Below are 14,223 nucleotides of genomic sequence, written 5' to 3' on the forward strand. Positions count from 1 at the left end.
GTCACCGGACGCGGTCAGGTCAGCCGCCGTGCTCCGGCGGACGGTACGGCGGTGAGGAACGCCGGGGCCCGCCAGCCCCGCGCCTCGTACGCGGTCAGGACGGCGTCGCACACCCGTCCGACGAGACCCGACGGCACGAGCGCGATCACCGAGCCGCCGAAACCCCCGCCGACCATCCGGCCGCCACGGGCTCCGGCGCGCACGGCGGTCTCGACCGCGACGTCCGCCTCGGGCCACGACACCTCGAACTGGTCGCGCAGGGACAGATGCGCCGCCGTGAGCATCGCCCCGACCTCGGTCACGGCTCCGGCGCGCAGCAGGCCCACGGTGGCCTCCACGCGGTGGTTCTCGGTCACGACGTGCCGCACCCGGCGGCGCTGGACCGGGTCGTCGAGCGCGTCGAGCGCGGCGGTGAGGTCGGTCACATCGCGCAGCGCGGGAACGCCGAGCGCCCCGGCCGCCGCCTCGCACTCCGCCCGGCGCGAGGCGTACTCGCCGTCGACGAGCTCGTGGGCCGCCCGCGTGTCGACCACGAGCAGCGTCAGGCCGCCGAGATCCAGGGGGACCTGCGCGGACAGCTCGCTGCGGCAGTCCAGCAGCAGGGCGTGCCCGGCCGTGCAGAGCAGCGCGGCCGACTGGTCCATGATCCCGCAGGGCATGCCGACGAAGTCGTTCTCGGCGCGCTGGGCGAGCCGGGCCAGCTCGGGCCTCGGGACCTCGGCACCGGACAGCTCGCACAGCGCGAGCGCGACCGCGCACTCCAGGGCGGCGGAGGACGACAGCCCGGCGCCCTGGGGGAGGTCCGAGTCGATCAGCAGGCTGGCGCCGCGCGGGCGGTGACCCGCCTCACGCAGGGCCCAGGCGACCCCCGCGGCGTAGCCGGCCCAGCCCTCGGTCGCGCCGGGTGCGAGGTCGTCGAGCCGTACGCTCGCGGCCTCGTCGGCCGCCTGCAGCGACCGCAGTTCCAGCACGTCGTCGTCGCGGGCCGCGGCCGCGACCGAGACGCCCTGCGCGAGGGCGAACGGCAGCACGAGGCCGTCGTTGTAGTCGGTGTGCTCCCCGATCAGGTTGACCCGCCCGGGGGCGTGCCAGATGCCGTCGGAGGGGCGCCGGTAGGCCTCGTGGAACGCCGCGTCGAGGTCGCGGCTCGCATTCGTGATAGGGGTGCTCATGGTGAATGCTAAGGATATGCGCCAAGACCCCGGCCGTACGTCGGCCCGCCTCGCGGACGGACGCGAGATCATCTATTTCGACGAGGAGGCCGGGCGGGTGCCCCCGCCGGACCGCCGGGACCTGCCGCCGGCCGAGCCGGAGTGCGAGACCCGGCTGGATCCGCTGACCGGCGACCCGGTGGCGATCACCGCCCACCGCAACACCCGGACGATGCTGCCGCCGGCACGCGAGTGCCCGCTGTGCCCGAGCACGGACGACCGGCTCACCGAGATCCCGGCCGCCGGCTACGACGTCGTCGCGTTCGAGAACCGGTTCCCTTCGTTCGACGCGCGGACACCGCCGGTCGAGCCGTACGTCGACGGGATCGAGCTGTTCGAGCGGCGGCGCGGGGCCGGCCGGTGCGAGGTGGTGTGCTTCACCAGCGATCATGACACCGCGTTCAGCAGGCTGCCGCCGCGCCGGGTCCGTACCGTGATCGAGGCGTGGGCCGACCGCACCGAGGCGCTGTCGGCCCGGCCGGACGTCGAGCAGGTGTTCGTCTTCGAGAACCGGGGCGTCGAGATCGGCGTGACACTGCACCATCCGCACGGTCAGATCTACGGCTACCCCTACGTCACCCCCCGGACGACGCGCGTCGTCGCCTCGGCCGAGCGGCACCGCGCCGCCACCGGCCGGGAGCTGTTCGCCGACGTGCTGGCCGCGGAGCAGAAGGCCGGTACCCGGGTGATCAGACAGGGTGAGCACTGGACGCTGTTCGTGCCCGCGGCGGCGCGCTGGCCGGTCGAGGCGCACCTGATGCCGCACCGCCACGTGCCCGACTTCGCCGCGCTGACGACCGATGAGCGCGACGAGCTGGCCGACGTCTACGCCGACCTGCTGCGCCGCTGTGACGCGCTGTACGACGCGCCGCTGCCGTACGTGGCGGCCTGGCACCAGGCGCCCGTGCGCTCCGGCCGCGACCTGGTGCGGTTGCACCTGCAGTTGTTCTCGATCAAGCGCGCCGCCGACAAGATCAAATACCTGGCGGGGTCGGAGTCGGGCATGGACGCCTGGATCAACGACGTGCCGCCGGAGCGCGTCGCCCAGCGGCTCCGCGACGCGAAGGCCTGAATGCTCACCGCCCCGGGCGGATGCTCACCGCCCCGGGCGGACGGCCCGGCGGGGACCGGCTCAGCCCCGCCGGGCGAACGCCCAGGCGTCGGCGACCATGGCCCGCAGGTCGCGCTCGGGCTTCCAGCCGAGCTCGGAACGGATCCGCTCCGAGGAGGCGACCAGCACGGCCGGATCACCGGCGCGGCGCGGCCCCACCTCGGCCGGGATCGGATGACCGGTCACCTGGCGGCAGACGTCGATGACCTCGCGTACCGAGAACCCGGAGCCGTTGCCGAGATTGAAGATCTTGTGGCTGCCCGGTTCGCAGGCCTCCAGCGCCAGCAGGTGGGCGACGCCCAGGTCGATCACGTGGATGTAGTCGCGGACGCACGTGCCGTCCGGCGTCGGGTAGTCGTCGCCGTACATGAACACCTTCTCGCGGTGTCCCGCGGCGACCTGCAGGACGATGGGGATCAGGTGCGTCTCGGTGGTGTGCCGCTCGCCGAACGGGCCGTGCGCGCCGGCGACGTTGAAGTAGCGCAGGCTCACCCCGCCGATCCCGTGCAGCCGGGCGTGCTCGGCCAGCGCGGTGTCGATCGCCAGCTTGGAGGCGCCGTACGGATTGGTCGGCCGGGTCGGATCGGTCTCGAGGATCGGCGACGACTCGGGCTCGCCGTAGGTGGCGGCGGTGGAGGAGAACACGATCCGGGGGACGCCGGCCCGCCGCATCGCGTCGAGCAGGGCCAGCGACTCGCCGAGGTTCTTGTCCCAGTAGAGCCCCGGCCGCTCCACCGACTCGCCGACCAGCGACTTGGCCGCGAAGTGCAGGACCGCGTCGAAACCGGCGCCGTCGAGGACCTCGAACGCCAGATCGCGCAGCGTGCCGACGACCAGCCGGGCCCCGGCCGGGACGGCGTCGCGGTGCCCGGTCGACAGATCATCGAGCACGACGACCTCGTGTCCGGCCCCGAGCAGCTGATCGCTTACGACGCTTCCGATGTAGCCGGCACCGCCGGTGACGAGCAACCTCACTGGGCAACCTCCGTATCCGTGTTCACACAGCGTATCCGGGTAGGCTGGCGCTTCGAGGTCGCGTGGCCGACGCCGCCCGGCCCGCGGATGGAAACGCCCGGAACACCGTCTGGACAAGCCGCCTCGGACAATGGACGACCCTAGCGCCAGATCGCCCGCCGCACCGGCGGGTTCCTCGCGACGCCGCTCCCGGGAGGGCGCGGGGTGAGCGAGCTCGTGAAGTACGGCCTCGTGGCGCTGTGCTCGATGCTGCTGGGCGGTTTCTGCGCCACCCTGGTGATCTTGCGGCGGCTCGGCGGCGGCCTCGGCGATCTCCGTGATCGGATCACCGCCGCCGAGGTACGGGCCCTCGTCGCCGGGCACCAGGGCATCACCGGCGACGAGCGCAGGCTGATCGAGGAGGTCTTCGCGGCCGGCGCCCGGCAGCTGCGCGAGGTCTTCGTGCCGCGCACGGAGGTGGAGTTCCTCGACGCGGCGACTCCGCTGAACGCCGCCGCCCGGATCGCCGCCGACAGCCCGCACTCCCGATTCCCCGTCTACCGGGACACCCACGACGAGGTCATCGGCTTCGTGCACGTCCGTGATCTGCTCGATCCCGATCTCGCCGGCCGGTCGGTGCCGGTGTCGGAGGTCATCCGGCCGGTGAAGTACCTGCCGATGAGCAAACGGGTGCTGGCCGTGCTGTCGGAGATGCGCCGCGAGGGCCACCATCTGGCGATCGTCGTGGACGAGTACGGCGGCACGGCGGGGATCATCACTCTCGAGGACCTGCTCGAGGAGCTCATCGGGGATATCCGCGACGAATATGATGTGGAGGACGCGCAGGCGCGGCGGCTGCACGGTGGGGCGGTCGAGGTCGACGGTCTGCTCAACCTGGACGCCTTTGCGGCCGAGACCGGCATCGCGCTGCCCGAAGGGCCGTACGAGACCGTGGCAGGGCACATCATGGCGGCACTCGGGCACGTGCCCCAGGTGGGGGAGGCCGTCGAGTTCGCCCGGCACCGGATGGGAGTCATCGAGATGGACGGCCGCCGGGTGGCCCGCGTGCGTGTCACGCCCTTAGACGGTGACGACCCCGGCACCGCCGACCCCGGCACCGCCGACCCCGGCACCGCCGACCCCGGCACCGCCGACCCCGGCGGCGCAGGGAAAGCAGAAGCGACGGCAACCGACATCGCCTCCAGTGAGGCCTGACAGAATCGATTCGTGCACATGTCCGCAGTGTCCGGCCCCCAGGGCTACGCTCCGCCGACCCCGGGCTCCACTCCGCGCGTCCTTTCGGGTATCCAGCCCACGGGTGACTCCTTTCACCTGGGCAACTACCTCGGCGCGTTGCGCCAATGGGTCGCGCTGCAGGACACCCATGACGCCTTCTACTGCGTCGTGGATCTGCACGCCATCACCGTCGAGTACGATCCCGAGGCGCTGCGCAGGCGCACCCGCGTGTCGGCCGCGCAGCTGCTCGCCATGGGCGTCGATCCCGAGCGTTCGACCCTCTTCGTGCAGAGCCACGTGCGCGAGCACTCCGAACTGGCCTGGATCCTCGGCTGCCTGACCGGCTTCGGCGAGGCCGGCCGGATGACGCAGTTCAAGGACAAGTCGGCCAAGCAGGGCACGGGCGGGCCGAGTGTCGGCCTGTTCACCTACCCGATCCTGCAGGCCGCCGACATCCTCCTCTACACCCCGGTGCCGGGGGCGGGCGGGCAGGGCTTCCAGGTGCCGGTCGGTGAGGACCAGCGCCAGCACTTGGAGCTGACCCGCACGCTCGCGCAGCGGTTCAACCACCGTTTCGGCGAGACCTTCGCGCTGCCCGAGGCGTACATCCCCAAGGCCACCGCCAAGATCACGGATCTCCAGGAGCCCACGGCGAAGATGAGCAAGTCGTCGTCATCGCCGCAGGGCATCATCGACGTGCTCGAAGAGCCGGGCTCCATGCGCAAGAAGATCATGCGCGCCGTCACCGACACCGGCACCGAGATCACGTACGACGAGGAGAAGAAGCCGGGGATCACCAACCTCCTGCGGATCTACTCCGCCCTGTCGGGCTCGACCACCGGCGATCTCGAGCGGCAGTACGCCGGCGCCGGCTACGGGTCGCTGAAGAAGGACCTCGCGCAACTCGTCCTCGACACGCTCACCCCGATCCGCGAGCGTACGGAGAAGGCGCTGGGCGACGAGGAGCAACTCGACCGCATCCTGGCCCGGGGCGCCGCCCGGGCCGGCGAGGTCGCCGCTCGGACCATGGAGGCCGTGCGTGACCGGGTGGGATTCGTCGGACGTGGGCACGCCTGACCCGCTGCGGACGATCGGAGTGGCGATTCCGATTCCCGATCCCTATGGAGCCGAGCTGCAACGCTGGCGGGAGTCGTTCGGCGATCCGCTCGCCCGGTCCATTCCGACGCACATCACGCTCATGCCGCCGACGCCCGTCGACGCGGCCGCCCTCGGCTCGATCGAACGGCATCTGCGTGACGTGGCCGCCACCGAGCGGGCCTTCCCGATCCGGCTGTACGGCACCGCGACGTTCCGCCCGGTGTCGCCGGTGGTCTTCGTCGCGCTCGCCGAGGGTGCCGGCGCCTGTACGCGCGTGGAGCGGAAGGTGCGCAGCGGCCCGCTATGGCGGTCGCCGCGCTTCCCCTTCCACCCGCACGTTACCGTGGCGCACGATCTCACCGACGAGGCGCTCGACCGTGCCGCCAAGGAGCTCGGCCACTACGACGCCCGGTTCTCGGTGTCGGGCTTCGCGCTGTACGAGCACGGCTCCGACGGCATCTGGCGTCCGCAGCGCGACTTCCCGTTCGGCGACACCGGCTCACCCGAGCCGGGCTGAGCCCGGCCCGCCGTCCGCCGCCGGCCCGGCCGGCCGGAACCGGCAGCGCAGCCCGCGGATGTGGCCGGGACGTCGTTCGTACCCGGCCTCCTGGAGGACCCGCAGTGCGGCGGCGTTGTTCCAGTGGACGCAGGCGACCACCACGCCGACCCGGTCGAGTGCCGCCCGTACGTCCGCCGCCGGCGGGAAGCCCGTCCGCCGCTGCACGACGTCGGTGAGCAGTAGCCGGTCCATGATGAACGACTCGCCCACGGGCAGGTTCTCCAGGTAGTGCGGGTTGGCGTTGACCGCCTGTACCCGTGAGGTGATGAGGGGCAGGTTGCGCATGTACCGCGCCGGCATGAGCACGGCACCGGACTCGCCGCCGGTGGCGGCCACCACCTTCCTGGCGGTGACGAGCGTGAAGGGGGCGGCCTTCCACGAGGGCCGGTCCGCGACGACCGACTTGGCCTCGGCCGTCCACAGCGGGGTGCCGCAGATCACGAACGTGGCGCACAGCAGCACCGCCGGCAGCGGTGCGAGCCGGCGCCGGCCGCCGGGCAGTGGTACCGCCGCGAGCAACCCGATCAGCGCGGCGGCGGGAACCACCCACATCGTGCGCCACATCACCGGCGCCGCACCGGTGACATGCGCCATCAGCTCCAGCACGCCCGGGACGAACAGGACGGTGGCCACCGCCGCCACCCCCGCCGTGACCAGTGCCGGCACGCCGCGCCGGCTGATCCAGGGCGCGGTCCACAGTGCACAACCGGCGATGACGCCCAAGACACCGGTCAGCAGCACGGTCGAGTAGGCCACCGGGCCGGGGGACAACTGCCCGCCCACCTCGACCGTGTCGCTGAGCAGCGCGACCGCCACGCCGGCCGCGACCGGGTAGGCCATGGCCGCGCAGGCGGCCACCGCGGTCCGCAGCCCCTCGGCCCGCCGCCGGCCGGTGTCGAGCCGGGCGCGCAGGAGGAGCGGGCCGACGGCGGCGATGGTCACGAGCGGCACGACGAAGGTCGCGACCGAGGCCAGCCCGGTGGCGGCGGCGCCCACGGCGGCGGCGAGCCACAGGTCGCGAGGGTTCCGGCGGTCCGCCCACCGGGTGAGGTACACGTACAGCAGTGGTACCGCCAGGGACACGAGGACGCCCTTGCCCTGCCACATCCTGATCAGGTGGAACGAGCCGAGGGAACCGGTGCTCGCCCCCGTCCAGAGCAGATAGACGGCGGCGGTCGCGAAACACGCCGCCGCGCGCCGGGGAGCCCACTGCCGGATCAACCGCCACATGGCCCAGACGGCCAGGAAGGTCACGACCGGCAGGAAGAGGTACCAGGTGAACGACGACGCCGAGACGCCCAGCAGGCGGGCCAGCGCGCCGTTGAAGACCTCGACGGAGGCGACGGGCGGTTCGCCCCCGACCGTCCCGACCGACCCGGGCGTGAAGATGACGTCGCTGAACGGGATCCGGCCGTGCTCCGCGGTCCACACCGACCGGGACATGAAGTAGGCGTCGTCACCGTCGGGGTTGATGACGAAGAGGGAGGCACCGGCGAATCCGGCGGCCATGAGGAGCGCGAGGAGCGAGCCGCGGTCGGCGACCGGCACCGATCCCGGCCCGTACCGGCTGGTTCGCAGCGCCGTCAGGGTGACCGCGACGGCCGCGGCCCCCAGAACGCAGGTGATCCACCAGGGCACCCCCGACGCGTACAGACCGGCCGCCGCGCCGGCCGCGACACCGAGCACCGGACCGGCCTGCGGCGCGTACGAACGCGGCCGGCCGCCGGCGACCTCGTCAGCGCCGGTGGCCTCGGTGCCGGCCCCCTCGGGGGACGCCGCCCGGTCGCCCGTCCACCTGCGCACCCACACGGCGGCGAGCACCGTCATGATCACCAGCCAGCCGGCCACCAGAACCGCCGTCGGAGGCCGGATCAGCAGCCCGGCGTGATAGACCACCGTCCACATGGCGAACGCCACGACGGCGGCGTCGGTCGCCCCGTCCAGGAGCGTGGTGACGCGACCGGGCCCGCCCGCGCCGCCGCGCCCGGTCGCCAGGCCGGCGAGTCGGCCGATCCCGGCGGGCGAGTGATCGACACCGAGCACCCGCCCCCGCCCGGAGTCTTCGGTCTTCACAGCGATGACACACCTCGCGTCGGTCGGAGTGCGGCGACGACCAGTGCGAGACCCGCTCGGGCGTCACGTCACCGGCTCCGCACTCGGTCGTGCCGGCACGGCGGTCGGCCGTGCCGGTGGAGCGCTCCGGATCGCCTGGAACGCCGGTCCCCGCCGGTGGGCGGCGCGGGACGGGCGGGACGCTCACGAGACGATGTCTTGATGACGCCCCGTTCACTGCCGGGGTTTACCCCGGTGCGCGGCGAAGCGGCGGCGGTGCTCGTGCGGAGGTCGCATTGTCGTCACCTTCGGGGGTAGGGACCGTGCATGTCGAGCGTCGTCGGGGTCACGCGGCGCCGGGTCGAATCCGGGGTCGAGTCCGTGCGCGAGCGAGCGGATCGGCTGCTGCGCGGTGCCCGGCGGCGGTGGCCGTGGCTCGACCACCTGGCCCGTGCCCACGAGCGGTATCAGGAACGTCGGGGCGACCGGCTGGCCGCGGCCGTCACCTACTTCGCGTTCCTTTCCTTCTTCCCGCTGCTCGCGCTCGCCTATGCCCTGCTCGGCTACGTCGTCGGCGTCAGCGAGCAGGCCCGAGGCTATCTGGTCGACGCCATCAACTCGGTGCTGCCCGGAATCGCCCACCGGCTCGCGATCGAACAGATCGCCCAGGCCAAGACGACCGCAGGGGTCATCGGTCTCGTCGGCCTTCTGGTCATCGGCGTCGCCTGGGTCGAGGCGCTCCGTGAGGCGCTTCGCGAGATCTGGGGCAACGATCCGACCGGTGGCGGCAACTTCCTGATGAGACGGCTCGGGGACGTCGGGGTGCTCGTCTTCCTCGGCACGGTCCTCATCGCGTCGGTCGCGGTGTCGACGTTCACGACCTCGGGCACCGACTGGGCCCTGCACGCCCTGGGGCTGGACCGGGTGCCCGGCATGGGCATCGTGCTGAGGCTGCTCGCGGTGGCGGTCGCCATCTGCTTCAACACGTTGATCTTCCTGGTGCTCTTCTCCCGGCTGTCCGGCACACGCGCGCCGTGGCGGCGGATCCTGCGCGGCGCGCTGTTCGGCGCGATCGGCCTCGAGATCCTCAAGCTGATCGGGACCTTCCTCGTCGGGCACACGACGAGGAATCCCGTCTACGCCTCGTTCGCGGTCGTCGCCGGGCTGCTCGTATGGATGAATCTGGTCTCGCGCTTCACGCTGTTCGCCGCGGCCTGGACCGCCACCCGCCGGGTCGTCCTCAGCGCCGACCAGGCTCAGGACGCCGACCAGGCCGAGGGCGCCGACCCGGCCCAGGACGCCGACCAGGCCGAACAGCCGGAAGAATCCCGGAATACCGGCCGTGACACCGAGCGGGGGCGGCAGCCCGGCTCCGACTGAGGACCGGCTCGACCTGAGGGGGCGCCGGCGGCGCTATCCGGTCGGCGGCTCGACCGGCTGCCGGGCGTCCTCGCGTCGCGGCGGGCCACCGGCCGCGGCGTCGCGGCGGCGGCGCCTCAGCAGGAACGCGAGACCCACCCCGACCACGACCACGGTGCCGCCGCCGGCGGCGAGCGCGGTGACCCCCCAGCCGCTCGCCTTGTCCTGGTCCAGCGGGATGACGGGAAGCTTGCGGGGTTCCTCCCGCGCGGGCTTCTTGGTCTCCGGCACGACCGGGTTCACGAGCGTGCCTACCGGCTGCACCCTGCCCCGTGCGGCGAATCCCCAGTCGAGCAGCTGAGTGGCGTACGTCCAGAGGACGGGCGAGCGCATCAGCGCGATGATGATCGTGTGGCCGTTGCGGCGGGCCGCGCCGACGAAGGTCTGTTGTGCGGCGTTGGTGTAGCCGTTCTTGCCGCCGATCATCCCGGGGTAGCGGGCCTGCCCCGGCCGCAGCAGCCGGTTGTGCGTGTAGATCGGATAGCCGCCGACCCGCCGCCCCTTCGCCCGCTGCTCCTTGGACGGCGGACCCGGCCACTTGGCCTCGATCGTGCCGATGTACTCCCGGAAGTCCGGCAGCCGAAGCCCCTGCCGCATGATCAGCGCGAGGTCGTACGAGGAGGTGTGCTGCGTCTTGACCGACAGCCCGAGGTCCACGTCCAGGCCGTTGGGCGAGCCGGCGAGCGTGTCGCGCGCCTGGAGGCGGGCGGCCTCGGCGTTCATGGTCGCCAGAGTGCGCCGCATCCCGCCGCCGGCCTGTGTGAGAGCGAGGGCTGCGTCGTTTCCGGACACCATCATCAGCGCCTTGAACAGATCCGACACCGGGTAGCGCCACTGGGTCGACATGCCGACCTTGGTGCCCTCGACGTCGACGGTGCTCTGCGTTGGGCGGATCATGGCCGTCCGGTCCAGCTTGGGGATCAGCGCCACCGAGGTGAGGGTCTTCAGCGCGCTCGCCGGCAGGTAACGGCCGTGCGGGTTCTTCGCGGCGAGCACCTCGCCGGTGTCGGCATCGGCGATGAGATAGGACGCGGCGTCGATCGTCGGCGGGGCCTTGACGCCCTGCGCGCGCTCGTACACCACGCCGCGGCCACCGAGCCGGGAGCCGCCCACCGGCTCACCGGAGAGGGCGCCCGAAGGGGGAGTGGCGGCGGTGCCGGTGCCCGTCGCGCGGACCGTGGAACCGGCGGCAGGGCCTGTGGTCAGGGCCACGACGAGCGGTGCGGTGATCAGGGCGGTCGCCCGGCGTACGGTTCCCATGGCTCCACGAAGACTAGAGGAAGTGTCCAGAAATGAGATACACCGGATCACGTCATCTGACCCTGCGGGAAGTGAAAAGGATTATTTCTGGACATGAGGTGTGGTGCGACGAGACGCGCGTGAGGGGCGTCACCGTCCACTTCCCGGGGTACCGGTCGTACCATCGCGGTTATGACGAGTGAATCGGAATCGGGTCTGCCCATCGAACCGGTGTACGGGCCGTCGGCGCTGGACGGATTCGACCCGCCGACCGAGCTCGGGGAGCCGGGATCCTATCCGTTCACTCGCGGCGTCTACCCGACGATGTACACCGCCCGGCCGTGGACGATGCGGCAGTACGCCGGGTTCGCGACCGCCGCGGAGTCGAACAAGCGCTATCACCAGTTGATCGACGCCGGCACCACTGGCCTGTCGGTGGCGTTCGACCTGCCGACGCAGATGGGGCACGACTCCGACTCCGCGATGGCGCACGGCGAGGTCGGCAAGGTCGGCGTGGCGATCGACTCGATCGAGGACATGAGGACGCTGTTCGACGGCATCCCGCTGGGCAAGGTCTCGACCTCGATGACCATCAACGCGCCCGCGTCGATCCTGCTCCTGCTCTATCAGCTGGTCGCCGAGGAGCAGGGCATCTCCGGTGGCGAACTGACCGGAACCGTGCAGAACGACATCCTCAAGGAGTACATCGCCCGCGGGACCTACATCTTCCCGCCCAAGCCGTCGCTGCGCCTGATCTCGGACATGTTCTCCTACTGCCAGACCGAGATCCCACGATGGAACACCATCTCGATCTCCGGCTACCACATGGCCGAGGCGGGCGCGACGCCCGTACAGGAGATCGCGTTCACCCTGGCCAACGCGATGGAGTACGTGCGCACGGCGGTCGCCTCGGGCCTCGACGTCGACTCCTTCGGACCCCGGCTCTCGTTCTTCTTCGTGGCCCGGACCACGCTGCTCGAGGAGGTCGCGAAGTTCCGCGCGGCCCGGCGGATCTGGGCGTCGATCATGCGGGACGAGTTCGGCGCGAAGAACCCCAAGTCGCAGATGCTGCGGTTCCACACCCAGACGGCGGGCGTACAGCTGACCGCCCAGCAGCCCGAGGTCAACGTGGTGCGCGTCGCGATCCAGGCGCTGGCCGCGGTGCTCGGCGGAACGCAGTCGCTGCACACCAACTCCTTCGACGAGGCGATCGCGCTGCCGTCGGAGCGGGCGGCCAGGCTGGCGGTGCGCACCCAGCAGGTGATCGCGCACGAGTCGGACCTGACGGCGACGGTCGACCCGTTCGCCGGCTCCTACGCCGTCGAGTCGCTGACGTCGCAGGTCGAGGAGGCGGCTCGCGCGCTCATCGGCCGGGTCGAGGACTTCGGCGGTGCGGTGGCCGCGATCGAGCAGGGCTTCCAGAAGGCCGAAATCGAGAAAACGGCCTACCACGTGGCGCAGCAGATCGAGTCCGGGGATCGGACGGTCGTCGGCGTCAACAGGTTCCGGACCGACGGGCAGGAGCCGTACGAGCCGCTGCGCGTCGACCCGTCGATCGAGAGCGCGCAGGCGGCCAGGCTGGCCGAGCTGCGGGCCGCCCGGTCGGGCGACGACGTGCGACGTCACCTCGACGACCTGCGACGGGCCGCCGAGAAGGACGCCGGCGAAGGGGTGCCCGGCGAGGCGAACCTCCTTTACCCGCTGAAGGACGCGCTGAGGGCGCGCGCGACGGTCGGCGAGGTCTGCAACGCCCTCAGGGACGTCTGGGGCGTCTACGTCCCCGCGGACGCCTACTGATCCGGCGGCACTGGCCCCATACCGGCCCCATACCGGCCCCATACCCGCCCGATACCGGCGCTGACGCCGCCGTCCGCTCCGGATCCGCGCGGGCGTCGCGGGCCGTGATGAGCGTCGCGGGAGTAGATTACGGACAGTGGTCGGCCGTCGCGGATACGCGTCGGCCGCGCTGCTCCGGGCATGGCACTCCGCGAGACGGTGTGTGGTGGCATGGGGCGAATGATCCCGTGTTGACCAGGCTTGGAGCGCCCTGAGCGGGTCGGTATCGGGAACGCGCTGGTCCAATAGCCCCACGTGCCACGCATCGACCTGCAAAGATTGTGGATGGAGGTTGGCCGTGGCCATTGACTTCAACGCGTCGCGTGGGGCGACGCTGGGTGTCGAGTGGGAGCTTCAGCTCATCGACACGGAGACCAAACACCTTCGGCAGGACGCGCGCGAGGTGCTGGCCGCGCTGCCCGGGCTCAGCGAGGGCGGGGACATCCCGAAGATCCGGCACGAGCTGATGGAGTCGACGGTGGAGATCGTGACCGATATCTGCCATACGGTCGGGGAGGCCAAGAGTGATCTTGCCGCGACCGTCAAGCAGCTCCGGTCGGTCGCCGAGGCGCGCGGCACCGCGCTGGCGTGCACGGGCTCGCATCCGATCAGCGACTGGCGCGACGCCGTGATGGCACCGGTCCAGCGCTACGCCGAACTGGTCGAGCAGATGCAGTGGCTGGCCCGCAGGATCCAGACCTTCGGGGTGCACGTGCACGTCGGCGTACGCCACGTCGACAAGGCCATCCCCATCGTCAACGCCCTCTCGGCCTACCTGCCGCACTTCCTCGCGCTGACCGCCTCGAGCCCGTACTGGAACGGCCAGGACACCGGACTGGCGTCCAGCCGGGCGATCATCTTCGGCTCGCTGCCGACGGCCGGCCCGCCGCATCTGCTCGCCGACTGGGCCGAGTTCGAGGAGTACATGGACACGCTGCTGCGCGCCGGCACCATCCGCAGCATCAAGGAGGTGTGGTGGGACATCCGCCCGCACCCCGACTTCGGCACGATCGAAATACGGATGTTCGACGGCATTCCCACCCTGCGCGAGGTCGGCATGGCGGCGGCGCTGTGCCAGAGCCTGGTCACCCTCTTCGACCAGCAGCTCGACCGGGGCTACACTCTGCCTCGTCCCGCCGCGTGGGTCGTTCGCGACAACAAGTGGCGGGCCACCCGTTATGGACTCGACGCCACCGTCATCACCGATGACACCGGCAGCACGACGCCGCTTCGAGATGATCTCTACGAGCTGATCCGTGAGCTGGAGCCCGTGGCCGACCGGCTGGGCTGCGCCGAGGAGCTTAAGGTCGCGAGCGAGGTGCTCGAGCATGGGGCGCCCTACGAGCGGCAGCGTGCGATCCGCGCCGAGGGCGGCACCCTGGAGAACGTCGTCGACGCCGCGATCAAGGAGTTCTACGAGGACAGGTTCGTCTCCCCGCGGGAGGTGGCCCATGGCGGGATGTGACGTCCCCGAGGAGCCGCCCGCGGAGGGGGACGAAGCGGAAACG

Annotated in this window: 11 protein-coding genes; 7 read left to right on the forward strand and 4 right to left on the reverse strand. The window is 71.6% G+C overall.

Annotation, left to right across the window (positions count from 1 at the left end):
- Positions 1-14: 14 nt before the first annotated feature.
- A complete protein-coding gene (gene galK, locus HKK74_RS04015; protein ID WP_187241671.1) occupies positions 15-1,172 on the reverse strand; it encodes a galactokinase in 1,158 nt (385 codons plus the stop codon).
- 16 nt (positions 1,173-1,188) lie between these two features.
- On the opposite strand from galK, the gene galT reads away from it, so the two are divergent.
- On the forward strand, positions 1,189-2,283 hold the full coding sequence (gene galT, locus HKK74_RS04020; protein ID WP_222721842.1) for a galactose-1-phosphate uridylyltransferase: 1,095 nt from the start codon (positions 1,189-1,191) through the stop codon (positions 2,281-2,283).
- A 60-nt stretch (positions 2,284-2,343) separates the two neighbouring features.
- On the opposite strand, the gene galE is transcribed toward galT, so the two are convergent.
- Complete coding sequence (gene galE / locus HKK74_RS04025; RefSeq protein ID WP_187241673.1) at positions 2,344-3,297, reverse strand: UDP-glucose 4-epimerase GalE; 954 nt, start codon at positions 3,295-3,297, stop codon at positions 2,344-2,346.
- Between the two features lie 204 nt (positions 3,298-3,501).
- On the opposite strand from galE, the gene HKK74_RS04030 reads away from it, so the two are divergent.
- The 3 genes from HKK74_RS04030 to HKK74_RS04040 are packed head-to-tail and all read left to right on the forward strand — an operon-like array spanning position 3,502 to position 6,127.
- The gene (locus HKK74_RS04030) at positions 3,502-4,491 is read left to right on the forward strand and encodes a hemolysin family protein (protein WP_312881223.1); all 990 of its coding nucleotides are present in this window, start codon (positions 3,502-3,504) and stop codon (positions 4,489-4,491) included.
- An 18-nt stretch (positions 4,492-4,509) separates the two neighbouring features.
- Positions 4,510-5,589, forward strand: a complete 1,080-nt coding sequence (trpS, locus tag HKK74_RS04035; RefSeq protein ID WP_187241951.1) for a tryptophan--tRNA ligase — start codon at positions 4,510-4,512, stop codon at positions 5,587-5,589.
- On the forward strand, positions 5,552-6,127 hold the full coding sequence (locus HKK74_RS04040) for a 2'-5' RNA ligase family protein (RefSeq protein ID WP_312881224.1): 576 nt from the start codon (positions 5,552-5,554) through the stop codon (positions 6,125-6,127). The genes trpS and HKK74_RS04040 overlap by 38 nt, the downstream gene beginning before the upstream one ends.
- On the opposite strand, the gene HKK74_RS04045 is transcribed toward HKK74_RS04040, so the two are convergent.
- Positions 6,110-8,242, reverse strand: coding sequence for a DUF6077 domain-containing protein (locus tag HKK74_RS04045; protein WP_187241674.1), 2,133 nt, complete (start codon positions 8,240-8,242; stop codon positions 6,110-6,112). The two genes, HKK74_RS04040 and HKK74_RS04045, sit on opposite strands and share 18 nt — an antisense overlap.
- Before the next feature lie 306 nt (positions 8,243-8,548).
- On the opposite strand from HKK74_RS04045, the gene HKK74_RS04050 reads away from it, so the two are divergent.
- Complete coding sequence (locus tag HKK74_RS04050; protein WP_187241675.1) at positions 8,549-9,601, forward strand: YihY/virulence factor BrkB family protein; 1,053 nt, start codon at positions 8,549-8,551, stop codon at positions 9,599-9,601.
- 33 nt (positions 9,602-9,634) lie between these two features.
- Here HKK74_RS04050 and HKK74_RS04055 read toward each other — a convergent pair whose 3' ends face one another.
- Entirely contained in the window at positions 9,635-10,900 is a 1,266-nt protein-coding gene (locus HKK74_RS04055; RefSeq protein ID WP_187241676.1) for a D-alanyl-D-alanine carboxypeptidase family protein, read from the reverse strand.
- 171 nt (positions 10,901-11,071) lie between these two features.
- On the opposite strand from HKK74_RS04055, the gene HKK74_RS04060 reads away from it, so the two are divergent.
- The gene (locus tag HKK74_RS04060; protein WP_187241677.1) at positions 11,072-12,676 is read left to right on the forward strand and encodes an acyl-CoA mutase large subunit family protein; all 1,605 of its coding nucleotides are present in this window, start codon (positions 11,072-11,074) and stop codon (positions 12,674-12,676) included.
- A gap of 337 nt (positions 12,677-13,013) precedes the next feature.
- A complete protein-coding gene (locus tag HKK74_RS04065; RefSeq protein ID WP_187241678.1) occupies positions 13,014-14,180 on the forward strand; it encodes a glutamate--cysteine ligase in 1,167 nt (388 codons plus the stop codon).
- The last annotated feature ends 43 nt before the right edge of the window (positions 14,181-14,223 follow it).

It is taken from the genome of Actinomadura alba, assembly GCF_014323705.1.
Lineage (GTDB): Bacteria > Actinomycetota > Actinomycetes > Streptosporangiales > Streptosporangiaceae > Actinomadura_C > Actinomadura_C alba.

Bases quoted from the DNA above. Each gene is read 5' to 3' on its own strand.
- galK (WP_187241671.1), bottom strand. From the start codon at position 1,172: ATGAGCACCCCTATCACGAATGCGAGCCGCGACCTCGACGCGGCGTTC.
- galT (WP_222721842.1), top strand. From the start codon at position 1,189: ATGCGCCAAGACCCCGGCCGTACGTCGGCCCGCCTCGCGGACGGACGC.
- trpS (WP_187241951.1), top strand. From the start codon at position 4,510: ATGTCCGCAGTGTCCGGCCCCCAGGGCTACGCTCCGCCGACCCCGGGC.
- HKK74_RS04050 (WP_187241675.1), top strand. From the start codon at position 8,549: ATGTCGAGCGTCGTCGGGGTCACGCGGCGCCGGGTCGAATCCGGGGTC.
- HKK74_RS04055 (WP_187241676.1), bottom strand. From the start codon at position 10,900: ATGGGAACCGTACGCCGGGCGACCGCCCTGATCACCGCACCGCTCGTC.
- HKK74_RS04060 (WP_187241677.1), top strand. From the start codon at position 11,072: ATGACGAGTGAATCGGAATCGGGTCTGCCCATCGAACCGGTGTACGGG.